The organism is Muriicola sp. E247 (assembly GCF_041358175.1).
Lineage (GTDB): Bacteria > Bacteroidota > Bacteroidia > Flavobacteriales > Flavobacteriaceae > Muriicola.
In genome coordinates this window covers 456,455-482,837 of sequence record NZ_JBGKBE010000001.1, presented here as the reverse complement: position 1 = coordinate 482,837, position 26,383 = coordinate 456,455, and the positions used below count along the sequence as shown (strand labels likewise).

Sequence of the window (26,383 nt, the reverse complement as noted above, 5' to 3'; positions counted from 1 at the left end):
TTAATTGAAATCTATGTAATCTGAAGGATTTACGGGATTGCCATTATTCCAAAGCTCGAAATGCAAATGGGGTCCGGTTGTCAATTCCCCCGTATTTCCTACGGAGGCAATCACCTCTCCTGCCCGGACAATTTCACCCTGCTCCTTGCTTAGAGATCCATTATGTTTATAAACTGAAAGTAACCCTTCTTCATGCTCCATAATAATTACATATCCGGTCCCGATCGTCCATTCTGAAAATATAACTGTGCCATTAGCAACAGCCTTGACCGGGGCGTCCTTCTCTGCTACTATATCCACTGCAAAGTGTTTCTTTTCGGCATTGTAGCCCTCAGAAACAACACCGGAAACAGGTGAGAACAGGACGAGGTTTCCGCTGCTGATATTTCTTTGAAACAAATTGTATTTATCTTCGAGAGCCACTTGCGCCCTTAGGATAGAATCTTCCTTTATGGGAGAAAGATCAATCGTTGAAGGATCAATTTTAAACTGTTCAAACAAAGAATCCCTGTTCATTTCATTGTTTTCAACATCCCCTCTTAACACCATTCTGATATTTTCCAAATACCGATTAGTATAATTAAGGACATTGACCAGGGAATCCGTTTTATAGGTAAGCTCAGTCGCTTGTTTTTTTAGTCGGGTTGAAGAATAGCCCGGAATATATTCCCGAAGTGGAGTAAAGGCAATGAGAAGTGTTGTAAGGCCGATAAGGACAATGATAAATAAGGTACCCGTAATAAAAACGTTAAGCCGACTCAGTTTGAAGGATATTTTTTCTTCAAATGTGCTTTCATTAAGGATTACGAGGCGGTACTTATGAAGTAACTTCCGCTTTATTTCTTTGCGTTTTTTACCTTTTTTCTCCATTGCACACAAAGATACATTTCGAATTGAATATCAGCACAGAAGAATCATAAATTTGCCTTAAGGTGAAATCGTTTATATAATTTACATACCAAATTCGTTCCGACAGCTAAGGCTAAGCAATTAAACCAAAATCTTAACGTTTGATATCCAATAAGTCTATTAAGATTTTTACTACCTTTGTTTACCTTATAAAATAATGCAATGATCTTATCAATACCTTTTCTGGCCATTGGCCCCTGGCAAATAGCCGTTATTGTAGTCCTGGTACTATTATTATTCGGCGGAAAAAAGATTCCTGAATTAATGCGGGGATTGGGAAGCGGAATTAAAGAATTCAAAGACGCCTCTAAAGAAGATGACAAATTAGAGGAGAAAAAAGACTAGTTTTAAAATACAAACAATAGAAGAAGCATCCTTACAGATGCTTTTTTTATTTAATACTCCATATTCCAGAAGTAATTCCTTTAAAATCAACCAATTTCATTATTTTAATTATATACTGTAAGGTATATTTTTAATTTTCTTCCAGCCTCATTTACGTTTTGCCTTTCTATTCTTTTTTATTGTCTGATCCCTCCAAAATTATCGGATCTACTTCTCTTAAAGCCACATATAATGGAGATACACGACAAAAAACATCTGTTTCACAACAAAAAGTAATCCTCTAGCATTAGAACCCATAAATTCGGCGTTATGAAATGGGGTATTACCAAATCCCGTAAAGAATTTCACAAAAACCAGAATAAATTGTCTTTGAATAAGGCATGTAAAGGGGATAATACACAAATGCAATTCAAATATTTTTGCTTATTAATCATCTTGCTTTTAGCTGGCATAGGCAGTTCCCATGGACTAACTCCTAATCCGGAGATAAATTCAGACCGGGTTTCTGCCTTTGAAGCATTCGCCGATAAAGCAAAGTACCATAAAATCGCCACGAAATCCATTCCTGCCAACTCGGTCATAGCTTCAGGGTATTACATGGTTGCAGGAGTCTTTGGGGTTTCCAGCAACGCTCAATCTTTTGCGAACTCGCTCAGAAAAACAAATTTCGCCGCCGAGGTATACAAAGATTCTCAAAGTGGGATGCATTATGTGTATCTCAACCGCTTTAATTCGGGAGAGCAGGCCATCGAATTCTACCTGGATAAAACCTACGAAAAAAAGATGTGGATCCTGCACGTGGAGGGAAATAACAATACTCCACCCGCTTTAAAAAATGAATTCCCGTCAACACACAAGGTTGCCGAAATAAATACACACAACCTATTTCTCAAGGCAGCTAAAAAATCTTCAATCGCTTCCAGAACCATTAAAGAATTAAATACTCTTCAGGGAGGCTACTATGCAATTGCCGGAGTATTTGGGGATCAAAACAACGTATCGAAATTCGTTGGCACATTGCGGGCAAAGGGAATTAATGCCCAGACAGTACTTCATCCGGAAACAAAGTTATCCTACGTTTATTTGGCCAGTAATGCTGATTGGAAACCTGTATTAAACGCCGCCCAGAACCGGCTTGATGGGAAATACAAGGGCAAGATGTGGATAATGCATATTCCGGCGCCAATTTCCTCCAACATGGAAGTAACTATGCAGCGGGTTATCAACAACAATGGTCCGGAAAAGACGGTCAGTAAGAATTTAAAATCAAAGAAACAATTCGTTTCCAAGGACCCACCTGCAAAATTGTTGCAAAAAGCAGATTCTTATTTTGATAAGATGTGGTATGCTGAAGCCGCTGAACTCTACGAACAGTACCTTTCCAACAACGAAGAAAATTATACCTATGAAATCATCCAGAAAGCGGGTGATTCCCATTATTTCAACACCAATATGGAAAGGGCTTATTATTGGTATGATATACTGTACACTAAATATCAGAATGAGATAAGCAATGAAAATATCTTTAAATACGCCCACAGCCTTAAGGGTACTGGAAAATATTCCAGGGCAAAACGCCTGATGCGTATATATGACCGCCGGGTGAAGAAGGAAGGGATGCGATATACAGTAGATGATCCACGAACCACCCCTAAGGAAAAAGTGCTGGATAATATCTTAGATACGGAACAGGAATATACACTACGCAATGTGGCGACCAATTCTGAATATTCCGATTTTTCCCCTATGTTTTACAATGAGGACCAGCTTGTTTTTGCTTCGGCAATGGACTCATCATTTTTTAGTACCAGACGGTATAAATGGAATGATCAGCCTTATCTCGATCTTTATGTGGCCAAAGTAAATAAGGAATCACAGGAAGTGAAAGACGCTATAAAGTTCTCTAAAAAAATCAACACCAAATACCATGAGGCATCTGTTGCCTTTTCCCCCGATAATGCCACCATGTACTTTACCCGAAATAATTACGGTAAGAAATTAAAAAGAGATAAAAACGGGGTAAACAATCTAAAAATTTACAGATCAAGGAAGGTAGATGGCAACTGGACAGAGGCCACCGAACTTCCCTTTAACAGTGACGAATTTTCAACGGGCCATCCGGCCCTGAGCCCGGATGGGAAAAAACTGTACTTTGTTTCTGATCGTCCCGGCAGTCTTGGTGAAACAGATCTTTTTGTAGTAGATGTGTATGAGGACGGAAACTTTTCAGAACCCCGTAATCTGGGGCCGGAGATCAACACAGAGCGCAAGGAAATGTTCCCTTTTATTACCGATAGGAAATTGTACTTTTCTTCTAACGGACACATAGGACTGGGCGGATTAGACGTCTACGAAGTGGCTTTTTCAGAAGAGGAAGGGTTTGAACAAGTAAAGAATATGGGCAAGCCCATCAATGGAAAGAAAGACGACTTTTCATATATCGTGGATGAGGCTACCCAGAGAGGTTTCTTTGCTTCCAACAGGCGGGGAGGAAAAGGAGATGATGATATTTACTCTTTTTCGAAGCTTATGCCGGAGGAACTCAACCTCAACGCTATAGAGGGGGTGATTACTGACCTGGTTACAGGAGAAGTTATGCCAGAAGCCCTTGTGACACTGTTGGATGAGAATAATATTAAACTGAAAGAAGTCGTGTCAGATAAGGATGGTAGTTTCGTTTTTGAAGATCTTGACAGCCATACGAAATATACAGTTAAAACCAATAAAGAAGGCTATTCCGAAGTGGTTATGAATGTCCCTACAAAAGAGAACGAGGTCATCAATGTTGAAGTTACCCTCGATAGACTTGAGGAGCTTGTCGTGATGGAAGAAGGGATCAAAAAGATCAAATTGGATATGATCTATTTCGATTTTGACAAATACAATATAAGAAAAGATGCAGGCGAGGAATTAGACAGATTAGTAACCGTAATGAAGGAAAACCCAACGATGGTGATCAAAATCGAGTCTCATACAGATAGCAGGGGTAAAGCCGCCTACAACAAATACCTCTCAGACAGGAGGGCTAAATCAACCAGAGATTATATCATTTCCCAGGGAATTGATCCAAAACGAATTGAAAGTGCTATTGGGTATGGGGAAGAACGACTCCTTAATGGGTGTGATGGCAGTATTCGATGTACTAGTGCCCAACACCAGCTCAACAGACGATCTGAATTTATTATAGTAAATATGTAATTAATACCTGTAGAACTAACCTACCAACTAGCCACTTGCAGTAATGCAGGTGGTTTTTTTATAATCTAACCTGATTTTAATAAAATTTTTATAAGCTCTCCCCATTCCATTTGTTAGTTCTCAACATCTTTTGACGGGTATACAACAAATTAGATCTGCCTGAATACGTTCTTTTAGTATTCACAGTTATTACCATAAAATAGTTCACCTAAACCTCACCATATGAAACACCTTTTACTCATTAAGGAAATTTACCTGGAAGCCTTTAAAAATCTGGGGTCATTTTTTATAAGAAACCTCTTTAAGATTTTTACCTGGTTTTGCCTTGCCTGTTTAGTGATTGTCCTTTATGCTTTCATTTTCAGAGTAGCTACAGGTTTCGCCTTCGATTAACCAACCCAATTCTTTTGTAAAAACACGGTCTATGGATCGTGTTTTTTTATTTTATTACCATATAACGGACAAAGCATACTGTTAAAAGAGCCCGGGCTGTGGGATTTTTTAAGTAATCCGATTTATGTGTCCTTAGTCTATTTATTACAATAGAATCCGTTCATAACTTGATCTTTGCCTTAGGATAAACACTAAATGGCAGGGATATGCAGAAAATTTTACTCGTAAAAGAAATTTATATTGACGCATTCAGGAATTGGAGAAATATGTTCCTTAAGAAGTATTTTAAGGCTTTTTCCTGGTTCTGTTTTGCACTATGGCTTATAACCATGTATGCCTTTATTTTCAGGCTGTCAACCGGTTTTGCCTTCGATTAAAGGAAATAAAAAAAGCGCTTTCAAAATTGAAAGCGCTTTTTTTTGTCTTCCAGGTACTATTTGAACTTGATAGTCCTCAGGATCGCCTCCAGTTCAAACATATAGTCTCTTTTGTTGGTGGCCGGGGCAAACGTAAAGCCCTCCACAACAAGTTTCCTGTTGTTTTGTTCATCATCGATGACAAAGGTTAAAAACGGCCCTGCCATGGGATAGTTCTCAATATCCCAGATACTTCTGGCTTCCAGCGTTTTATGTCCGTCAATTTCTGTTTCAAAAAAATGTGGGGCAAAGGCATCTTCCGTGGTCATGTAGGTTTTCTTATTCCTCACGTCAGGCCCGGGGATGTATTTCTCCCCTATTGAATCCCGCATCCGAATAAAGTCGGTTACCAAAGTTGAATCATTATTCAGTCTGTTCCAGGGGATTTCATACGCGATGATATTCATACTTCCTTTTTGAATTTCTCTGTCAATCCAAACAAAATTATCCTCCTGTTTTCCCATTTTATATATGGATGGGAGTCGGAGTGTCACTCCAAACTTTTCCTCTAAGATCTTATCTTTATTCAACGAGCGTAGGAAACGTTTCTGGGTTTCTTCCAGCTCCATACCTTTTATAGCTGCAATAATCTCATCTGCATGAGACTCTATATTGTTGATGAGTTCCTCCTGTGTCCTGCCTTTTATGACCCCAATTTCCTGTGGCGCAGCGTAGAGATCCGTTTTAATATGTGCAACGTTTACCGTGTCCAGATCAACAAACAATACGGCTCTTCGGTACCTGGTTGTACCCGTAAAAACCTTTTGTGGCATTTGTTCCAGGCTAAATAAAGGCTCTTCCCAGGTAAGACCTACAACAGGGGCTGCGAAGTGCTCTCTTAGTTTGTCCCCTACAGCGCCTTCCCACAATTCGTTACTGATCACGACACCCAGGCTATTGATTGCCCCGATTGATCCTGGTTTGTACTTCTTTTTGGGCCCGTCATTACAAGAAATCAGTAAAAGGGTCAGCAATAGCAGAGATAAGTGTTTCATTGAATTTTGACTCTAGATTTAATTCGATTTAAAAAAATGCCTAGGATGAGCACGCACATAATTTAAGTTTAGTGCCCGGCAACAACTTATTACCACTAATACCATTCCATTCTCGTAAATTTTCTATGGAAATTCCCGGATACTTTTGTGAAATGGTCCATAATGAATCGCCTTCCCTAACTGTGTGGAACTTTAATTCGCTGTTATTCAGTGATTTATTGGAATTACTAGACGAAGTAGATGCTATATATGGCTTTCTTGGATAAATAGTAAGGCGTTGGCCAATCCTTAGCGTATTGCTTCGCAATCCGTTCCAATTCTTGATTTGGCTAACACCGACTCCATATCGCTCTGCGATTTTACCCAGGTAATCTCCACTTTTTACTCTGTATCTGATGCGTGAATCAGCTTTAACGAACTGTGGAAGGACCGATTCTTTAGATTTTAGTTCCTGCTCCACAAAGGCATAGATAGAATCTTCATTGGTGACAAATTTCCCTATCTCCTTTTTTGGCAATCGAAGCGTATATTCTTTTTTAGCGATATATGGGATAATATTTAGTTTGTAGGAAGGATTGAGGACCGTAAGTTCTTCTTTACTCACGTCAACCATCCTTGAAATCTGGTCGAAAGTAATCAGTCTCTTTACATGGACTGTATCCGTTTCAAAATACGGACGAGCTGCTTCAACAGGTTTTAATCCATGCTCCTCAGCATACTCAAACAAGTACATGGTTGCCAGGAAAGCGGGGAGATAACCGGCAGTTTCCCGGGGCAGATTATTTCTGATATTCCAGTAATTGGTATAGCCCCCTGATCTTCTTATTGCCTTGTTAACATTTCCGGGGCCAGAATTATATGCGGCCAATGCAAGGTCCCAGTCGCCAAAAATATCGTACAGCTTGGAAAGATATTGGCAGGCGGCCCTGGTGGACTTAATTGGATCACTTCGTTCGTCTACGTAGCTACTTACTTCAAGGTCATACATTTTTCCTGTACTGTACATAAATTGCCATAGGCCTGTTGCCCCAACTCTCGACTTTGCTCTGGGGTTAAGGGCAGATTCGACAATCGCCAGGTATTTTATTTCCAGTGGGATATTATGATTATCCAATTCCTGTTCAAAGAGGGGAAAGTAAAACTGACTCGCTGTAAGCATTCTCTCCATCAGATCTTTTTTGCGGATCAGGAAAGATTTGATTACCGATTCCAGAGATGGGTTATAAGCGATATTAAAAGGCGTTTTCTCATCTAAAGCTTTTAGTCTTTCTTTAAGCAATTCGGTGCTGAGCTCAGGTAACTCCTGCTCCAGGGTATCTGATAAAAGTTCGCCCATGCTTCCCACGACTTCATACATTTGTCCTGAAAGTTGGGCGGTATTATACAATTCCCTCATCCATAAGCTATCGTATCTGGAGGCTTCCAAATGGTCTTTAAGGCTGATGGTTTTGTCGGGATTTACGGAAAAAGTAACGGCTGATTCCGGTGGAGGAATTATAGTGTCAATTACGGTAGACTTAATTATCGCTTCCTTTAATTTCAGAGAATCTGAATCCTGAGCGTTTACCAATATAGTTATCCCAATTAGGACAAAGGAAAACAACCATTTTCTAATCACACACATAGTTCTGCTTTTGGTTGTGGGGATCAACTAAATTGCAATTTTTTTCTGAAAGAATAAAATAATATTTTCTTCCTATTCAATTGCCAATTGAGGTATACTAAATTAACGTGTTTAGCCCTCTGATATTGCAGCTATTCCGGGCAATACCTTGCCTTCAAGGCTTTCGAGCATGGCACCTCCTCCCGTGGAGACATAGCTCACTTTATCTTCAAAGCCGAATTGTTTAACGGCGGCTACCGAATCACCTCCCCCAACCAGGGAAAATGCTCCGTTTTTAGTTGCTTCTTCAATAAAATTCCCCACGGCAATAGTGCCTTTAGCAAAATTTTCCATCTCAAAAACACCGACCGGACCGTTCCATAGTATCGTTTTGGAGGCCGATATTACTTTTTCGAAATTTTTCAAAGTTTCAGGCCCGGCATCCAGGCCTTGCCAATTATCGGGAATACTGTTCACGGAAACAATCTGAGTCTTTGCGTCATTGCTAAAGCTATCAGCTGCCAGCACATCAACAGGAAGGTGCACTTGCACGCCCATTTTCCCGGCTTTCTCTAAAATCTCCAGAGCCAGCTGCATTTTATCATCCTCGCAAATAGAAGCTCCAACTTCTCCCCCCTTTGCTTTCACGAAGGTGTAGGTCATTCCACCTCCAATGATAAGGTGATCTACCTTACTTAAAATATTTTCAATGATGGTGATCTTAGAAGAAACCTTTGCCCCACCCAGGATCGCCGTAATTGGCTTCTCCCCTGTACGCATCACTTTTTCTATGGCCTCAATTTCTTTGGCCAGCAGGTAACCAAAGCACTTATTTTCCGGAAAAAATTTGGCAACAATTGTGGTTGACGCATGCGCTCTATGGGCGGTTCCGAAGGCATCGTTGACATAAATATCTCCCAACCCGGACAGGGCTTTGGCAAAATTTTCGTCCCCTTGTTCTTCTTCGGCGTGAAAACGAAGATTTTCAAGTAAGAGAACTTCCCCGTTCTCAAGTTGTTTTACAGCTTCTTCCGCTTTTTGCCCAACACAATCTTCAACAAATTTGACCTCTACACCAATGATCTCACTAACTGCTTCACAGATATGTTTTAAGGACATATCCTCATTGACCTTCCCTTTGGGTCTACCCAAATGGCTCATTAATATGGCACTACCCCCGTCCTCCAGGACCTTCAGGATTGTAGGCTTGGCAGCTTCAATCCTATTGGTGTCTGTTACCTCGAATTCACTGTTCAGTGGCACATTGAAATCGACGCGTATAAGGGCTTTTTTATTTGAAAAATTGAGATCATCAATTGTTTTCATCCTGTCTTGGTTTTAAAGAAGCACAAATGTAAAGAATAAAAGAACTCAGGAAAAGCTGATAGAATGATAATGCCCTTATAACAGTGTATTAATCTGTATCTTTGATATTATGTTGTTTACTGAAATTTTAGGGCTTCCTCATATCAAAAAACACCTGACCCACAGTGCGGATTCGGGGCGCATTGCACATGCCCAACTCTTTGTAGGACCGGAAGGGTCTGGAACCTTGCCTGTGGCCCTTGCCTATGCCCAGTATATTTTATGTGGTAATTCCTCGGGAGAAAACATCAACGGGGATGAAGCCTGTAATTTAAAATGCAAATCATTTACTCATCCCGACCTTCATTTTGCTTTTCCGGTCTCCAATACCGAAAATATTAAAAGTCGTGCCGTAAGCGATAATTTCCTGAAGGAATGGAGGTCTTTTTTAAAGGAGGATCCCTATGGGAGTTTGTTTGATTGGTACCGCTATATTGGAATAGAAAAAAAACAAGGACAGATAGGTGTTGACGAGGCGATGGATATTGTAAAAAAGCTCTCCCTGAAATCATACGAAGGGGGATACAAAGTGATGATCATCTGGATGGCCGAACGGATGAATTCCTCCGCTGCCAACAAACTGCTTAAATTGTTGGAAGAGCCGCCCCATAAAACGATTTTTTTACTGGTTGCGGAAGATGAAGAAAATATTCTTCAGACCATACGTTCCCGCTGCCAGTTACTGCACTTCCCTCCTTTGCCTGAAGAGGCTATTGCCCAGGCATTGGTAGAAAATGGCGTGCCACGGCAGGAGGCAGTCCATTTAGCGCATGAATCGAACGGAAACTACAACAAAGCCCTGGAGCTGATGAATAAGGATTCTGAGGAACTGATCTTTGAGAAGTGGTTCGTACAATGGGTTCGGAGTGCTTTTCAGGCCAAGGGTAAAAAGGGTGCAATCCACGAGCTGATCCTTTGGAGCGAAGAAGTTGCGAAAACGGGACGTGAGACTCAGAAAAACTTTCTGAAGTATTGTATGTCTGTTTTCAGGCAGGCGATGTTGGTTAATTATCAGGCCGACTCACTCGCTTATATGAAAATACATGTAGACGGATTTCAGTTTGATAAATTTGCCCGTTTTGTTCATGAAAACAATGTGTTGAAAATTATGGAGGAGTTGGAGGAGGCGATTTACCACGTGGAACGAAATGGCAACTCAAAAATTATTCTGACTGATCTTTCAATAAAACTTACAAGGTTATTACACAAATCAGCTGCCTGACGGGTAACTGAGTTATTTAAATTATCTGATTATGGAAATTGTATTACAGAATCTAGCTGTACTGTTACTTTTGCTTTTTATTATAATTACTTTTCTTCAGAGCGGGATGGATAAGGTGGTTGATTGGAAAGGGAATCTTAGCTGGTTAAAAGGTCATTTTTCAAAGTCTCCCTTTCGGAATGTTGTTCCCTTGCTTCTCCTTATAATCACTTGCATGGAACTAATCGCAGGAGTTTTGTGTCTGATAGGATTTATCCAGATTATATCTTCTGAAGACTTTTTCCTGGCTCAAATCGGGGCGATTATTGCCGGCTTGTCATTGCTGATGCTCCTTCTGGGGCAGCGCATAGCCAAAGACTACGAAGGTGCTAAAACGATCGTTATCTATTTTATCCCGGTGATAATCCTCCTTGTGTTACTACAGATGAATTGACTTACTCCTCCTCTTCCTTATTCAGGACTTTTAGGATCTCATCGGTAAGGTCCTTAGATTCGGCGCCGTAAAGAACGCTACCTCCTTCGCCTCCGCCCAGAATATAGGTGTATCCGTTTGCCTTTCCAAAGGCAGTAATTTCACGCTTCACTTTTTCTACAACACTATCCATATCAGCCTGACCCATAAGTTGCATTTGCTGCTCCTGTTGTTGTAGCTGCTGACCAATCTGTTGTCCTTTTTGTTGAAGTGCCGCATAGGTTTCCTGCGCTTTATTCTGACTCATAGACTGAATCTGAGCTTCCACGGCCTGAGCTTCCATTTGAAAAACTCTGGAGATACTATCCCTTTTCTGATCAAATGCTTTTTTCTTTTCTGCAAACCGTGCCTCCACGGCAACTTTTTCCTTGTAGCCATCCATAAGTCGGACATTGTTTACATATCCTATCTTATCCTGCTGACAGGACCAGCTTAAAATAATAACCAGTCCAAGAAGTAATTTTTTCATGATTCTAATTTTAGTTCGACAAAAATAGGAAAGCAGTTAGTACCCTGATCGATTAATTTAATTTTTATCATCTTTCACTCTCTATCCTATTTAAAATATATATAGATATTATTTATTTAATTATTTAATGTTATTGTATTTAACTATAGTATGATGCGACTTAACATGCGTTTTCTGCGTTTATTTTCTTTTGTTTGGCTCAATAGTGCATCAAGGGTCTGATGAGCTCGCTAAACGCCTTTAAAAGGCTCTGAATCCTTTTTAAGGATATAAACAAGGGATGAGTATTCTCCTGTTTTCCAGCCATAGAGATTTGATCGCATGCCCTGCCAGAATGCGGCCAGCCAATTATCTTTTTTATTCTTGTACCGTTCAGACAAGAGGGAGATATAAAACGAGTCGAATAACATAGGTCTGGTATCCAAAACACTAAAGCCCTTCTTTGCAAATATCTTATGTATTGATTCTTTAGAAAAGTGCCAGAGATGTCTGGGGACATCATAAGCCGCCCAGTAATCTGCATAGTGTTTTGCATCATAAGAACGGAAGTTAGGAACAGCGATAAACAGATAACCTCCTATCTTGATTCGTGAAGTTATTTGATCTATGCTTTCATCCAGATCGTTAAAATGTTCCAGGACATGCCATAGGGTTATAGCATCATAACTTCCCACTCCCAGATCACTTATGTCCTCCTTTAGATCAATACCCTTCGCCTTCGCGACCTTCCTGGCAATTGAGCTTGGTTCAACGCCATCGATGATAAATCCCTTTTTCTTTAGATAGGCAACAAAAGATCCGGTTCCGGCCCCAACATCTAAAATCCTGGCTTTCGGCAGCAGGTATTTTTTAAGCCATCGTCTTTTGTTATTTAAACCAATTGTTTTAACCAAATGGTATATTTTTTCAAGGAAAGAATTGTTCTTGTCGGTATGAGAAATATATGCTTCATCCTGGTAATAAGTCGCTATATTTTCAGGTTGTGGTTCGGTACGTAATAATTGCAACTGTTCATCATACAGCAGAACAAACTCCTCATGAGTAACCATAAAATCCCTGGTCCTTAAATATTCCATCATAGGGTGGCTGACTTGAAAATATATGCGGTTTGAAGTGTCATTCTCATAGAATGTTCCACGTGGAACAAATTGAATCAGCGTCCAAGAAAAACCAGCAATACACTAATATCGCTAGGTGAAACCCCACTAATTCTTGATGCTTGAGAGATGGTGACTGGTCGTATCTCCTGGAGTTTTTCTCTGGCTTCCCAGGAAAGAGACTTTAATCTGGTATAATCAAAACTATCCGGTATTTTTATATTTTCCAGGCGCTGCAATTTATCCGCATTATTCTTTTCTTTTTCTATATATCCCGAATATTTTACCTGTATTTCGGCCTGTTCCATTACTTCTCTGTTAAGCTCATTGTCTTTTACATAATTGGCCACTTCTTTTAGCTGAAGCATATGATCCATGCGTACTCTGGGCCTGGAAAATACCTTGTACATTTTGTCTGCTTGTTTTACCGGAGAAGAATCAACCTCTTGAAGAATTGAATTCATATCATCCGGGTTAAAGCTTGTCGACCTGAAAAAATCTATAAACTCATTTGATTTGCGCTCCTTCTCCTCCATTTTTCTCAGTCTTTCTTCTGACGCCAGGCCGAGTGCATAGCCTTTTGGAGTCAATCTCAAATCAGCATTATCCTGCCTTAGCAGGGTACGATATTCAGCTCTTGAAGTAAACATCCTGTAGGGCTCTTCCGTTCCTTTTGTGATCAGATCATCAATAAGCACTCCTATATAGGCTTCGTCCCTCTTCAAAGTAAAAGGTGGAAGATCATTGATCTTCAGATGGGCGTTTATTCCTGCCATCAAGCCTTGGGATGCAGCCTCTTCATACCCTGTGGTTCCATTAATTTGCCCCGCGAAATACAAATTCTCTATGATTTTTGTTTCCAGGGAATGCTTTAATTGCGTTGGTGGAAAGTAATCGTACTCTATTGCATATCCCGGACGAAAAAACTTTACTTTTTCAAAACCTTTTACTGATTTCAATGCCTTGTATTGAATATCTTCTGGCAGAGATGTTGAAAAGCCATTTACATACACTTCCACTGTATCCCAGCCCTCTGGTTCTACAAATATCTGATGGCTCTCCTTGTCTGCAAAACGATGAATTTTATCCTCTATTGATGGGCAATATCTCGGACCGATACTTTTTATTCTGCCATTAAACATTGGGGACCTGTCAAACCCCTCCTTGAGCAATTCATGTACTTCTTTTGAAGTATGCGTCATATGACAGTCGCGCTGAGTTTTTAATACGGCCGTATTTAAATAGGAAAATTTTTCGGGGAATTCATCTCCCGGCTGAGGAATCATTTTAGAATAATCTAAAGACCTGCCATCCACTCTTGGGGGAGTTCCGGTCTTCATCCTACCAGAATCAAATCCTATTTCTGTCAATTGCTCGGTTATTCCTGTAGCAGAACGCTCGCCTGCCCTTCCACCTCCAAATTGTTTATCCCCAATATGAATTAAACCATTTAAAAATGTACCATTTGTTAGTACTACAGATTTCCCCTTTATATCTAATCCTAGGGAAGTTCGTACTCCAACAACGCGCTGGCCTTTCATCAATAAACCGTTAACCATTTCCTGGTAGAAATCGACATTAGGCGTTCTTTCCAATATAAGTCGCCATTCTTCTGCAAACCTCATTCTGTCATTTTGGGTACGAGGACTCCACATCGCAGGGCCCTTACTCTTATTGAGCATCTTAAATTGAATAGCAGATTTATCAGAGACTATACCACTATAACCCCCCAGGGCATCAATTTCCCTAACAATCTGTCCCTTGGCAATTCCGCCCATAGCAGGATTGCATGACATCTGTCCTATAGTCTGCAAACTCATAGTAACCAATAAGGTTTTAGACCCCATATTAGCTGCAGCAGCTGCCGCTTCTGCGCCCGCATGGCCCCCACCTACCACGATTACATCATATTCCTTCTCAAACATAGTCGTCTATTGTTCCACGTGGAACATTTTCATTTTTTGATTTTCTAATTCCCGCATCTTCTCCCGATCCTTGTCAGTCTTATCATCATAACCAAGAAGATGTAATATCCCGTGCACCATCACTCTTCTTAATTCCTCCTCAAATGTTACGCTATAATTCTCAGCATTCTCTTTTATCTGGTCGAGCGAGATAAATATATCTCCTGAAACTTCATCATCCTTATTGTATTCAAAAGTGATTATGTCCGTGAAGTAATCATGCCCCAGATAATCCTGGTTTACCTTTAAAATCTCACTATCATCTGTCAGTATATAGACTAAGTCACCTGCATATTTCGATTCAGAAGCAATAACTTTTTTAAACCATTCGGTATATTTATTTTCATCTGAAATTGAATACTTAGTTTTATATACATATTCAATCATCCTTCTTAAAATACGTTTTAGCTCTTTCCTTATAAAATTCCTGCAAAGGTAATACTTGTCGCCTTAATATCTCATCAACGCCCTCCTCCTGGATAAAATCTGATCGTTTCTTTATTAAGGGCTTATCATATTCCCTTTTTCCTTCTTCACTTTCTCTTTCTTCCTTTTCGCCCTGTTCCAATGCCGCATTTTCAAGTTTCAACAACTGTTGCTGAATACGGTTGGCCTTATCTATGGTTCTCTGTGTAATACCATTCTCGATAAGGTCTCTTTCAAAGTCTTCCATTTGTTTCGCCAATCTTCTGGCCAATTCCTTATCCTCTTCTAATATTAAGGTCTCCAATTGCTGCTCTAACTTCCCTCTGATGAGTTGTTGTTGTTTATATATCTCGTACAATTCTCCCAAATCCTGATCTCCAGATCCTTCTTCCCCAGTTTCGCCCTGTTCTCCTCCTTCACTTCCTTTACCTTCCTTGCCTTCTGCACCATCCTCTCCTTTCTCACCCTTTTCCCCTTCTTCACCTTCTTCACCCTCTTTCTTTGAATTCATACTGTCCTGAATCCCTTGCTGTCCTTTAATGATATCCGGCAACTGAAATCCGTCTTGTTGTTGTCCGCTACCCTGACCCTGACTTAGAGATTGTTGCATATTACTTAAAACATTCGCAAGGAAATCGGCGAGATTATTAGCGGCTGTAAGTACATACTGTTGATAAGAGGCTCCCTGGTACGACTGTCCCTCCGCCAAACTCTCCAATGATTGATCAATATTATAGTATACCTCAGTAATCTGCTCATTTACAAATTCTGCTATCTCTGCCTGTCGCAGGGACAAGGCAAATAGGCTATCGTCTACATGTTCAAACAACTTTTTTAACTGTTGCTCCTCCTTTACAACGTTGGAAAAATAAGCTCTTCTTTGATCTGACCCCTGTAACCGATCTAACAAGGCCTCCTGTTTAAATGAAAAAATGACGAGATTGTCAAGAATCTGCCTTAACATCTCGGCATCCTCAGCCATGGAAGACCCGCCTCCACTGACTGCAGATTGCTGCAATTCCTGACTCAACTGTTTCATTTTAGCTGCAGCCTGGCGTTGTTTCGACTTTGCATTTTCTTTATTCTGATCAGAATTCTTTTCTTCCTTATCTGCAATTTCCTTTTCCTGACCCTGGCCTATTTCTTCCAATGCCTCTTTGAGATCCTTCCTGATGCCGGCTTCCATATTTTTCCTATCCTCAATGGGCAACGGTTTTGTTAATTCCTCATTTGCCTTCCTTAATTCCTTTAAATCCTCTGATATTTCTTCAAAATTGTCATTAATCTTCTTCTGCTCCCTTAAATTAAATTCCCTTTCCTGATTTAATTTACTTAAGGTTTCTTCCTTTTCTGACAGCTCCATTAACCGCTTTGCCAATTCATTTGCCTTTTCAGTTACGTAGTACTTCTTAGTTAGTTCGAGTAACTGACTTAGGTTTCTCTTACTGTTTTTCTGGCGTTTGCCGAGTTCCTCCAGTTTTTTTGCAAGTTCTTCCTTGTCTATCTTTTCTGCCAATTCCCTTAGTTGTTCTAATAAACGCTCATTCTTCCTGGCTTCTATTTCCTGTCTTTCTAATCGTTCTTTTAGGAGTTGATCTATTTCATTTTTCTCCTGCTCATCCCCCATGGTTTCCTGAAGTTGCTTACTGAACTTCTCCATAAGTGCTTCCTGTTGTTGTTGCGCCTTTAGAAAATCCTTTATTGCCTTTTTGTCATTGTAGTTGAGGGTATTCTTTTCCCTTTGATTCTGCTCTATAGCCCTGAGCATCTCCTCCTGTTTATCCATCTCCTCAATACCCTTGTCTAAATTGTCTATTACCTCCTTTTGTTCGTTTAACTGCCTTCTATTCTCCTGTGCCTCATTGAGGATGTTTGTGCTAAATACCCTGCTTTGGGCGGTCTTCCCCGCGTGTATAGCATCATTGTCCCTTACCCTAAAATAATAGCTATATGTAATTCCACGTTCCAGAGTGAGGCCAGTGGGGAAGTCGTAATAGAACTCGTAATCCCTTATTTCCGGTCGATCGAGCTCTAACAAATTAGGTTCTTCTCCCTCTCCTTCCTTATAATAAACTAATTCAAGTCGGGTTAGGCGATAATCATCATTAGCTATTCCCTGGTAACTCACCGTATTATTAATGGTGTCCCTGATTTCCACAACATTTATCGTTGGGTTCCCATCTTTTACGACCCGAATTGAGTAGGTGAGATTCTCGTAGTCTTTCAATCTCGAATTAGAGGTACTCACCTTATAATTGAGGTCGTTATTCAAACTCCTGTTAAATTCAAAGTTGTCCTGGTTTCTTGTGAACTTATAGGAGCTATCAGCAGTAATGAATCTGACGTCGGTTGTGTTACGGCCTTTTATTCGCCATAGTATTTTTGTGCCTTCAGGTACTATTGCATTTCCTGTGCCCAAGAGCGTATCCTTTCTTTTACTTATATAATCCGGGTAGTCAAGGATGCTGATAAACTCGAGGATAGACGGGGCAGCCAAAGTTTCAAGCGTATACGCTCTTGATCGCACTTCATTTGCGGAAAAATAGAATTCTTTGGATTCTTCAGGGGCTTTAAAAGTATATGTGTATTGCCCCTCAGTTTCCTGCATAAGGCGTTCCTTCCCATCTACATTGATATATGCCAGTTCGGGCTTTACCTCTCCCTCAGTCATCACATGAAGGGTAATATCCTGCTTTTCTATTGTTTGCAGCTGATTGTTGAGTATTATAAATTGAAATGGAGCAGGCCTTTCATAGGCCAGATCATAATGTACCACCCGGTCAAAAGAACCTAAGAAATCTTCCATTTTACCGGACGCCCACACCAAAACCAGCAATAGCAAAGGAAAGGATAGATATTTGGCGTATTTAAACGCTTTTTTGAAATCAATTGCCTGTTGAAAAGGGATTGGAGATAATTCATTTGATCGTTGTTCTATACTTGCCAGTAATAGCTCTGTCTTCTCTTCATCTTCCGCTAAATCCAATAAGTTTAGGAGCCTGTCGCCTACCTTGGGAAAGTGATTGCCGATTATTCCTGCTGCGCTTTTCAGATCGAGGCCTTTCTGCAGTCTGAAAAGAGACATTAAAGGCATCCCTATATATCTAACAAAGAGAATGGCCGTTCCTATTAATACAGATATTAGAAGTATAGCTCTTAAATCACTGCCCAACCACAGAAAGTATTCCAGGGCCAATGAAGCCATCCAGAACAACAATGCCATGGCCATAAATAAAAAGCCTCCCTTTAGTATCTGCGTTTTATAATACTTGGAAATAAAGCCCGAGAGTTTATTCAGGATGTTATCGTAACTCTTCAAATTCTGTTATATTTAATACCAAGATACCCGATATGCCGGTATAGAGGCGTAAAAAATTGTTAAAAAGCTAAAGGTGAAGGATTTAAAGTATTTAGCAGCTCTTACTATTCCACTTTCCGCTATAGTAGGAATTACCTTTGGTGGGTCCTGGAGTTATTTTACACCATTTTACGCTTTTGTCCTCATTCCTGTTTTGGAAATTCTACTGCCACAGGATCCTGAAAATTACAATAAAGAAACGCAGGAAAAAAGATCACTAAATGTATTATTTGATTGGTTGTTATACATTAATGTTCCTATAGTTTTTGGCTTGCTTTTCTATTTCCTTCAGGCATTGTCGAACCAGCAGTATGCAACATTTGAGGTAATCGGCCTTATGTTCTCCATCGGTATTGTGCTGGGAACAAACGGCATAAATGTAGGCCACGAGCTGGGCCACAGACAGGGATCATATGAGCGTTATCTCGGTAAACTCTTGTTACTTCCTTCGCTTTACATGCACTTTTATATCGAACATAATTTCGGGCATCACGTTCATGCTGCTACCAGGGAGGATCCCGCTACGGCCAGGTATAATCAGACGGTATACTCCTTCTGGATTAGCTCTGTTTACAGGCAATATGTAAAAGCCTGGAAAATTCAGCAAAGGTTGCTTCGCTCCCAGAGCCTTAGCTTCTTTTCTTTTAAAAATGATATGCTCTGGTATCTGATCTTTCAGCTAGTTTATCTTTCTGTTGTTTATTTTTTCTTTGGGCATGCCGTGCTTTGGTTTGCCCTGGGGGCAGCTATTGTCGGATTCTTGCTTTTAGAAACGGTCAACTATATTGAACATTATGGTCTACTTCGAAAAAAATTGCCGTCGGGAAGATATGAGCGCGTGAGGGAGGTCCATTCCTGGAACAGCAATCACGTTATGGGAAGAATAATATTATATGAACTTACCAGGCATAGCGACCATCACTATATTTCATCAAAAAAATATCAGCTGCTCGACTGCCATGAAGATTCCCCACAAATGCCATTTGGTTATCCCACTTCAATGGTGCTTGCCCTGATTCCGCCACTCTGGTTTTCGATTATGAACCCGAGGATTCCCGAACCCATGAAAACCGATATTCCATCCGGTAAAGAGCTCCGGTCAATTGCCTGAGCGAGGCCATTACTTATTTTTGGCATTCGGCCGCTACCTCCTATCTTTGCCAACTGAAATCAGCTCCCATGAACGATAAAATTCGCGTACGCTTTGCTCCAAGTCCAACCGGTCCATTACATATCGGAGGGGTTCGTACGGCATTATTCAATTATCTTTTTGCAAAAAAGCAAGGGGGCAAATTTGTCCTCAGAATAGAGGATACAGATCAGAACCGGTATGTGGAAGGGGCGGAGGAGTACATCATAGAAGCACTTAACTGGTGTGGAATCCCTTTTGATGAAGGGCCGGGGAAAGAGGGCCAATATGGTCCTTATCGCCAGAGTGAGCGAAAGGACATCTACAAAAAATATGCTGAACAACTCGTTGAAAAGGGGAAAGCGTATTATGCCTTTGATACTGCAGAGACACTCGACTTCCACAGAAAGGATCACGAGGAAAAAGGGAAAACATTTATATACAACTGGCACAATCGCAAAAAACTTTCGAACTCATTAGCCCTAAGCCCTGAAGAAACCAAGGCTAAAATAGAGGCAGGGGAGGAGTATGTAATTCGTTTTAAGACTCCGCATGAAGAAACTATGCATTTAAAGGATCAGATACGTGGTAATATTGAGATTGATGCTTCTTTATTAGATGATAAAGTATTGTTTAAAAGTGATGGAATGCCTACATATCATCTGGCCAATGTGGTTGATGACCATCTTATGGAGATCACACATGTTATCAGGGGAGAAGAATGGCTGCCGTCTCTGGCCCTGCATTGCCAGCTATACGACGCCTTTGAATGGACACCGCCTGTATTTGCACACCTTCCTCTAATTATGAAGCCTACGGGCAAAGGGAAATTGAGCAAAAGGGATGGAGATAAAATGGGATTTCCTGTATTTCCCCTTTCCTGGGAATCTTCAATAGGTTACAGGGAGGCGGGATATTTTCCTGAAGCCGTTGTGAATTTTCTTGCCATGCTTGGATGGAATCCTGGAGATGATCGGGAAATGTTCTCTTTAACAGAATTAATTGAGGCCTTTAGCCTGGAGCGTGTCCACAATTCGGGTGCCCGCTTCGATCCTGAAAAAACCAGATGGTACAATCATCAGTATCTTCAACAAAAACCCGATGATGTGCTCGCCGCTTTATTTATGCCTCTGCTGCAAGAACAAATGGGGTCCCTGCCTGAGCATTTCGACCATCAATACGTTACTTCTGTAGTCTCACTTGTAAAGGAAAGAGCTGATTTTGTCAATGACTTTTGGGAACTGAGTTCCTATTTCTTTACCCGACCAGAAGGCTATGAGGAAAAAGCTGTGAAAAAGCAATGGAAAGAACATACGCCCGGAATTCTCAAAGAAGTGTCAGGCATTTTGAAAAATATTGAAAATTACGATTCTGCTTCTATTGAGGAAGAGGTAAAGCAATGGATAGCAGATTCGGGGAAGAGTTTTGGTATGGTGATGGCCCCGTTGCGATTGGTTATTGTGGGCGGACTAAAAGGTCCACATCTATTCGATATTCTTGCCCTGATTGGCCGTGAGGAAAGCGTAGAAAGAATTCAATATGCCATAGAGCAATTGCCTTAAAAACAATACTATCAACTCCTTTTTATTTCCTTTGAATAAGGTGTATATTGTAACAATTATGTTCAATTAGCGACATATTAGTTACACTATTTTCAATTCACTTTCTAAATCAATATTATTTTATGGGCAATTTTATTCTTATTCCGATTCTGTTTATCGGATTCGTTATTCTTCTCTTGTCGTTTTTTGTCGTAAAACAACAAACGGCTTTAATTGTGGAACGTTTTGGAAGGTTTCACAGTGTTAGAAATTCAGGTCTGCAAATGAAGATTCCTTTGGTAGACCGAATTGCAGGTCGGGTTAGTTTGAAAATCACTCAGCTCGACGTCATCGTTGAAACCAAAACCCTGGATGATGTATTTGTTAAACTAAAGATCTCCGTACAATACGTTGTTATAAAGAGCAAGGTATACGAAGCCTTTTATAAATTGGAATATCCCCACGAACAAATTACGTCTTATGTATTTGATGTAGTACGTGCCGAAGTACCCAAAATGAAACTCGATGATGTCTTTGTGAAAAAAGACGATATCGCCATCGCTGTAAAGGCGGAGCTGCAGGATGCTATGCTGGATTATGGGTATGATATTATCAAAACCCTGGTGACCGATATAGATCCGGATTCTCAGGTAAAAGCAGCTATGAACCGAATTAACGCATCTGAAAGAGAAAAAATCGCGGCTCAATTTGAAGGAGATGCCGCACGTATTCTTATCGTTGAGAAAGCTAAGGCCGAAGCGGAAAGTAAAAGATTGCAGGGACAGGGTATTGCCGACCAGAGGAGAGAAATTGCCCGTGGTCTTGAGGAATCTGTTGAGGTCCTCAATAAGGTAGGGATCAATTCGCAGGAAGCTTCTGCTCTTATCGTGGTTACACAACACTACGATACCTTACAGGCCATTGGAGAGGAAACTAATACTAATCTTATCCTTCTTCCCAATTCACCACAGGCCGGAAGTGATATGCTGAACAACATGGTTGCCTCATTTACAGCGAGTAATATGATAGGGGAGGCAATGAAAAAAGATTCTCCAAAAAAAAATAAGGAATAGCCTCTTAATTTCTTAAATAAAAAAACCTGAAACTAGTTGGCTTCAGGTTTTTTTATTTCTAGTCCTTAGAAGCAGCATTCTGCGTTTAAGGGCTTTCTACGCACTTTCAGTAGTGATACCACATTCTCCTCCAGCTAACTTCTAAAATCCTGCTATATAGGTTCCTGTGGAGGCGATTATAATATTATATACCTATTGTTTTATTTTTTAAAATAGTATTTATCTATTTATTGTTTTTGGGCGATTTTAGCCCAGCTATCCCTGAGAGGAACCGTTCTGTTAAAAACTAAGTTTCCCGGTTTCGAATCCGGATCAACATTAAAGTAACCTATTCTCTGGAACTGAAAGTGATCCTCTGTTTTTGCAGAAGAAAGGCTTGGTTCAACATAGGCTGAAATGACCTTCAGAGAATCGGGATTAATAAAATCCATAAATTCCTTATCCTTATGAGTGTCGGGTGATTCATCGGTAAAAAGCCTATCGTACAGGCGTACTTCTGCCTCTATTGCATGAGGAACAGATACCCAGTGCAAAGTTCCCTTTACTTTTCGAAGGCTTTCTTCGGTACCGCTTCCGCTTTTGCTTTTTGGATCATAAGTGCATTGGATCTCCACAATATTTCCATCTGCGTCTTTACTACAACTTTCGGCTTTGATGATATAGCCACTCTTTAACCGTACTTCCCCTCCTAATTTCAGGCGGAAGAACTTTCTGTTGGCCTCTTCCTTGAAATCGCCTTTTTCAATGTAAAGTTCCCGGCTAAAAGGAATTTCTCTGTGTCCGGCCGACTCATCCTCAGGGTTATTTTCTGTTTGCAACCATTCGGTATTTTCCTTTGGATAGTTGGTAATCACCACCTTTACAGGATCCAATACAGCCATTACCCTAGGTGCTTTTTTATTGAGATCTTCCCGCACATGAAATTCAAGTAAAGAAACATCTACAAGATTTTCTCTTTTGGCAATCCCGATCGTATCCGCAAAATTGCGTATCGCCTCCGAGGTATATCCCCTTCGTCTAAGGCCTGATATGGTAGGCATCCTTGGGTCATCCCATCCCTTGACTATTTTTTGGTCAACCAGTTGAAGTAGTTTTCTTTTACTGACAACGGTATGACTTAAATTCCTCCGGGCAAACTCCCTCTGTTTTGGCCTGATCTTCTTTTTATCTGCTACCTGGTCAAGAAACCAATCGTATAATTCCCTGTGCGGAGCAAATTCCAGGGTGCACAAAGAATGTGAAACCTGCTCAATATAATCGCTCTCCCCATGCGTCCAATCGTACATCGGATAAATACACCAATCGGTATTTGTGCGATGATGTGCCTTGTGCAGGATGCGATACATAATGGGATCACGCATGAGCATATTTGATGCGGACATGTCGATCTTAGCCCTTAGTACGTGACTTCCCTCTGGGTATTTACCGTCTTTCATCCCGGCGAATAACTCAAGGTTTTCTTCAGTACTTCGATCCCGGTATGGGCTGTTAGTTCCGGGCTCTGTAGGAGTCCCTTTTTGAAAGGCCATATCTTCAGACGACTGGCTGTCTACATAGGCTTTTCCTTCTTTGATGAGCTGAACTGCCCAGTCGTAAAGTTGCTGAAAGTAGTCGGATGCATAACACTCCTGGTCCCAATTAAAGCCCAGCCAGCTGACATCCTTTTTGATAGCGTCTACAAATTCTTTTTCTTCCTTTACCGGGTTGGTATCGTCAAACCTAAGGTTTACCGGGGCTGAATAACGCAACCCCAGCCCAAAATTCAGGCAAATAGAACTTGCATGTCCTATGTGGAGATAGCCGTTAGGTTCGGGGGGAAACCGAAAACGCAATTGGCTTTTCGGAAATCCGGCTGCCAGGTCTTCCTCCACGATGTGTTCAATAAAATTCAGCGCTTTATTTTCTTCGCTCATTCCCTGTGTTTAGAAGCCGCAAAGTTAAGAAAAATGGGGGTATCAGGCCTATAAAAAAGCCTATCCATACAAATAGAGCCATTTCACAACATATTTAATCAGGCCCACAACATTAAATTCTCCCCCCAGTATTTATATGACATATTTGTTAATGAATACTATGGGATTTAGAAAAACTGGTGGAAATGAAGAGAAGTTAGCCAGAGTAGTCCCCCAAAACTACGCCCACTTATGAAAACAAAATTATTCTACAACATTCGGGTTTTGCTGTTGCCGGTCTTCCTACTGGTCCTGAGCAATATGCATTCCCAGGTACTCAACGCCCCGGTTGCTGCGCCAAACCAGACCCCGCCGCCAGGATCTACACCCTGGAACAAGGCATGTGCTTCCTCATCTTTTAACGATTACTGGGTAAGATTTACCTGGAACCCACCTATGGTTAACACGGATAATGAATTTATTCTAGAACTCTCAGACCCTGATGGGGACTTCAGTAGTCCGGTTGAACTGGCGAGGGATGGAAGTAAAAATCTTGTTTTTGATTTCTATATGCAATTCGCCATCCCAACAGATACCCGTGGTGAAAATTACCGGCTTAGAGTACGAAGTACGAGTCCGGCCGTTACAGGTCCGGCTTCAGATCCTTATCCTATGTACTACATCAGCGTTAATACAGGGTTGACCATTAGACCGCAAGGTCAGGCCGACTTTGGCGACGGGACAGCAGAAGTATGTGATGGTAACTCAATTACCCTTGAGGTTTATGGTCTGCCAAATGCCGATACATACTCTTACAACTGGTATCGTTCGGGAACTTTGCTTTCTGAAAAATCGGAATCGATCACCGTTACTTCATCAGGCATGTATAACGTAGAAATTGATTACGGAGCTTGTTCGGGCTCAGGTAATACCCTATCCAATATAATAGATGTAACCACAGGCACAAGCCTGGGTATTGCAATAAATCCTCCGGCTAAAACCGATCTGTGTTCTGGGGAAACCCAGCCCCTGGAGGCCAATATCAACAATTCCAGTCTTACATACACCTGGTATAAAGATGGGGCAGTGATTCCATCTTCAGACAATTATATATATATAGTAGATGCATCTACCCCCGGTTTTGAGGGAGATTATCAGGTAGAAATCTTCGGGCCCGGAGCGTGTATTGAGCGCTCTGCAGTAGTTACCATTACCAATGCAGGTAATTTTACTGTCACAAGAAATAATCCAGCCAATGTAGTATTGCTGCCTGGACAAAACACGACATTAAGTGTCACCACTGATGCTTCCTCCCCAACTTACCAATGGTATAGGAATGGAAGTCCGGTTGCGGGAGCTACATCATCGAGCCTCCTCGTCAACGATACGGAAACGGGAAGCTATTTTGCCAGGGTTACCCTGAGCGGTGGTGCCTGTACCTCAACTTCGGTTGATTCAGAAGTTACTGAAGTAGTTACCCCGGCATCATTTGAAATAGTTGTTGACTATGCTACCTCTTATGTGGCTTGTGAAAATACAAGTATTGTCCTTGAGGTTACTACAATAAATGCCATTGATTCAGGAGGCAACAGCACTGATGTTACCAGCTCTGTGATCAATGATTTTACCTATCAATGGAAAAGGGACGGAATTGATGTGGCCGGAGAAACAGCTAGCTCTATCAGTCTGACCAACCCTGCCGAAAACGGTGCTTATGCACTGGATGGAGATATTGGTACTTATTCGAGTACTTCTAATTCATTAAGTGTTCAATTATTAGTCAATGAAACCCTTACAATAACCAGTACAGGAACGGTAAACTGCGGACCAGCAGAGCCAATTACAATAAGCACTACTACTGACCTGAATGGTGAAACTTTTACCTGGAATCAAAACGGAGTTGACATGGGCGTTGCCACGCCTGAACTTTCAGTTACCGAAGTAGGAACATACCAATTGGTATTGATGAGAAACGGCTGTCCTCTGCCGTCTAATGAAATCGTTATTACTCCTTTTGATGAGGATCTTATTGTCCTCGATCCCGGGGCTGACATCGTCTTTCCAGAAGGAGGTTCCAGAACCGTAACCGCTAGCGGGGGGACAAGCTATCGCTGGTTAGACAGCAACAATGTAGAAATGAGCAACAGCGACTCCATGACCTTTTCCGAAGAAGGAGATTATACGCTGGTTGCCTCTGTAGGCAATTGCCAGGTAATAAGAGATGTAAGTGTGACCTATCTGGACACTTTCAGGGTGCCCAATGTGATTACCGTAAATGGTGATGGGGTCAATGATCAGTGGATCATTCCAAACTCTTATTCCTACCAATCAGATGTGAATGTTATCATATATAATGAAAAGGGCGTTGAAGTCCTGAATGAATTTAACTATCAAAATAACTGGCCTTCCTCTTCGGTCACCTTCGCGAAGCAGAACATGGTGTTCTTCTACAAAATAAGGAACGGAGGCGAAGTCCTTAAACAAGGAACTATTACTGTTATACGTTAACCCAACCA

The 26,383-nt window shown here is 41.0% G+C and carries 20 protein-coding genes; 10 read left to right on the top strand and 10 right to left on the bottom strand.

From position 1 onward, the window contains the following. A complete protein-coding gene (locus ACA086_RS02125; RefSeq protein WP_369747896.1) occupies positions 1-870 on the bottom strand; it encodes a M23 family metallopeptidase in 870 nt (289 codons plus the stop codon). Between the two features lie 201 nt (positions 871-1,071). Here ACA086_RS02125 and tatA point away from each other — a divergent pair, with 201 nt between their 5' ends. The 4 genes from tatA (at position 1,072) to ACA086_RS02105 (ending at position 5,222) form a co-directional block, all read left to right on the top strand. Further along, positions 1,072-1,254 carry a twin-arginine translocase TatA/TatE family subunit gene (gene tatA / locus ACA086_RS02120; RefSeq protein ID WP_369747897.1) on the top strand — a complete coding sequence of 61 codons (183 nt, stop codon included), beginning with the start codon at positions 1,072-1,074 and terminating at the stop codon, positions 1,252-1,254. 309 nt (positions 1,255-1,563) lie between these two features. Beyond that, complete coding sequence (locus ACA086_RS02115; protein ID WP_371001668.1) at positions 1,564-4,452, top strand: OmpA family protein; 2,889 nt, start codon at positions 1,564-1,566, stop codon at positions 4,450-4,452. 222 nt (positions 4,453-4,674) lie between these two features. After that, positions 4,675-4,845, top strand: a complete 171-nt coding sequence (locus ACA086_RS02110) for a DUF6747 family protein (protein WP_369747899.1) — start codon at positions 4,675-4,677, stop codon at positions 4,843-4,845. A gap of 206 nt (positions 4,846-5,051) precedes the next feature. Further along, entirely contained in the window at positions 5,052-5,222 is a 171-nt protein-coding gene (locus tag ACA086_RS02105) for a DUF6747 family protein (protein ID WP_369747900.1), read from the top strand. Positions 5,223-5,278: 56 nt separating this feature from the next. On the opposite strand, the gene ACA086_RS02100 is transcribed toward ACA086_RS02105, so the two are convergent. From ACA086_RS02100 to pgk, 3 genes are all read right to left on the bottom strand, one after another. After that, entirely contained in the window at positions 5,279-6,256 is a 978-nt protein-coding gene (locus ACA086_RS02100; protein WP_371001667.1) for a DUF4837 family protein, read from the bottom strand. 40 nt (positions 6,257-6,296) lie between these two features. Then, entirely contained in the window at positions 6,297-7,880 is a 1,584-nt protein-coding gene (locus tag ACA086_RS02095; RefSeq protein ID WP_371001666.1) for a LysM peptidoglycan-binding domain-containing protein, read from the bottom strand. A 111-nt stretch (positions 7,881-7,991) separates the two neighbouring features. Beyond that, positions 7,992-9,185: a phosphoglycerate kinase gene (gene pgk, locus ACA086_RS02090; protein ID WP_371001665.1), complete on the bottom strand. Its 1,194-nt coding sequence runs from the start codon at positions 9,183-9,185 to the stop codon at positions 7,992-7,994. Between the two features lie 109 nt (positions 9,186-9,294). Between pgk and ACA086_RS02085 the strand changes: the two genes are divergently transcribed. Both ACA086_RS02085 and ACA086_RS02080 read left to right on the top strand, forming a co-directional pair. Further along, on the top strand, positions 9,295-10,446 hold the full coding sequence (locus ACA086_RS02085; RefSeq protein WP_371001664.1) for an ATP-binding protein: 1,152 nt from the start codon (positions 9,295-9,297) through the stop codon (positions 10,444-10,446). Positions 10,447-10,477: 31 nt separating this feature from the next. After that, on the top strand, positions 10,478-10,879 hold the full coding sequence (locus ACA086_RS02080) for a DoxX family protein (RefSeq protein ID WP_369747905.1): 402 nt from the start codon (positions 10,478-10,480) through the stop codon (positions 10,877-10,879). 1 nt (position 10,880) lies between these two features. Here the strand turns inward: ACA086_RS02080 and ACA086_RS02075 are convergent, their stop codons facing one another. The 5 genes from ACA086_RS02075 to ACA086_RS02055 form a co-directional block, all read right to left on the bottom strand. Further along, positions 10,881-11,387, bottom strand: coding sequence for an OmpH family outer membrane protein (locus tag ACA086_RS02075; RefSeq protein WP_369747906.1), 507 nt, complete (start codon positions 11,385-11,387; stop codon positions 10,881-10,883). Positions 11,388-11,617: 230 nt separating this feature from the next. Then, positions 11,618-12,466, bottom strand: coding sequence for a class I SAM-dependent methyltransferase (locus tag ACA086_RS02070; protein WP_371001663.1), 849 nt, complete (start codon positions 12,464-12,466; stop codon positions 11,618-11,620). A 74-nt stretch (positions 12,467-12,540) separates the two neighbouring features. Next, positions 12,541-14,409: a tRNA uridine-5-carboxymethylaminomethyl(34) synthesis enzyme MnmG gene (gene mnmG / locus ACA086_RS02065; protein ID WP_371001662.1), complete on the bottom strand. Its 1,869-nt coding sequence runs from the start codon at positions 14,407-14,409 to the stop codon at positions 12,541-12,543. A 6-nt stretch (positions 14,410-14,415) separates the two neighbouring features. Continuing rightward, positions 14,416-14,835 (bottom strand): rRNA maturation RNase YbeY, encoded by a 420-nt coding sequence (gene ybeY / locus ACA086_RS02060; protein ID WP_371001661.1) that lies wholly within the window; start codon positions 14,833-14,835, stop codon positions 14,416-14,418. Next, positions 14,828-18,193 carry a hypothetical protein gene (locus ACA086_RS02055; protein WP_371001660.1) on the bottom strand — a complete coding sequence of 1,122 codons (3,366 nt, stop codon included), beginning with the start codon at positions 18,191-18,193 and terminating at the stop codon, positions 14,828-14,830. Before ACA086_RS02055 ends, ybeY begins: the two co-directional genes overlap by 8 nt. Before the next feature lie 73 nt (positions 18,194-18,266). Between ACA086_RS02055 and ACA086_RS02050 the strand changes: the two genes are divergently transcribed. The 3 genes from ACA086_RS02050 to ACA086_RS02040 all read left to right on the top strand — a co-directional run bounded on the left by ACA086_RS02050 (position 18,267) and on the right by ACA086_RS02040 (position 21,975). Beyond that, positions 18,267-19,343 carry an alkane 1-monooxygenase gene (locus tag ACA086_RS02050; protein ID WP_371001659.1) on the top strand — a complete coding sequence of 359 codons (1,077 nt, stop codon included), beginning with the start codon at positions 18,267-18,269 and terminating at the stop codon, positions 19,341-19,343. A gap of 68 nt (positions 19,344-19,411) precedes the next feature. Beyond that, positions 19,412-20,923 (top strand): glutamate--tRNA ligase, encoded by a 1,512-nt coding sequence (gene gltX, locus ACA086_RS02045; RefSeq protein ID WP_371001658.1) that lies wholly within the window; start codon positions 19,412-19,414, stop codon positions 20,921-20,923. A gap of 122 nt (positions 20,924-21,045) precedes the next feature. Then, positions 21,046-21,975 (top strand): SPFH domain-containing protein, encoded by a 930-nt coding sequence (locus ACA086_RS02040; RefSeq protein WP_369747914.1) that lies wholly within the window; start codon positions 21,046-21,048, stop codon positions 21,973-21,975. A 227-nt stretch (positions 21,976-22,202) separates the two neighbouring features. Here ACA086_RS02040 and ACA086_RS02035 read toward each other — a convergent pair whose 3' ends face one another. Further along, on the bottom strand, positions 22,203-23,888 hold the full coding sequence (locus ACA086_RS02035) for a glutamine--tRNA ligase/YqeY domain fusion protein (protein ID WP_371001657.1): 1,686 nt from the start codon (positions 23,886-23,888) through the stop codon (positions 22,203-22,205). Positions 23,889-24,119: 231 nt separating this feature from the next. Between ACA086_RS02035 and ACA086_RS02030 the strand changes: the two genes are divergently transcribed. Next, positions 24,120-26,375: a gliding motility-associated C-terminal domain-containing protein gene (locus ACA086_RS02030; protein WP_371001656.1), complete on the top strand. Its 2,256-nt coding sequence runs from the start codon at positions 24,120-24,122 to the stop codon at positions 26,373-26,375. The last annotated feature ends 8 nt before the right edge of the window (positions 26,376-26,383 follow it).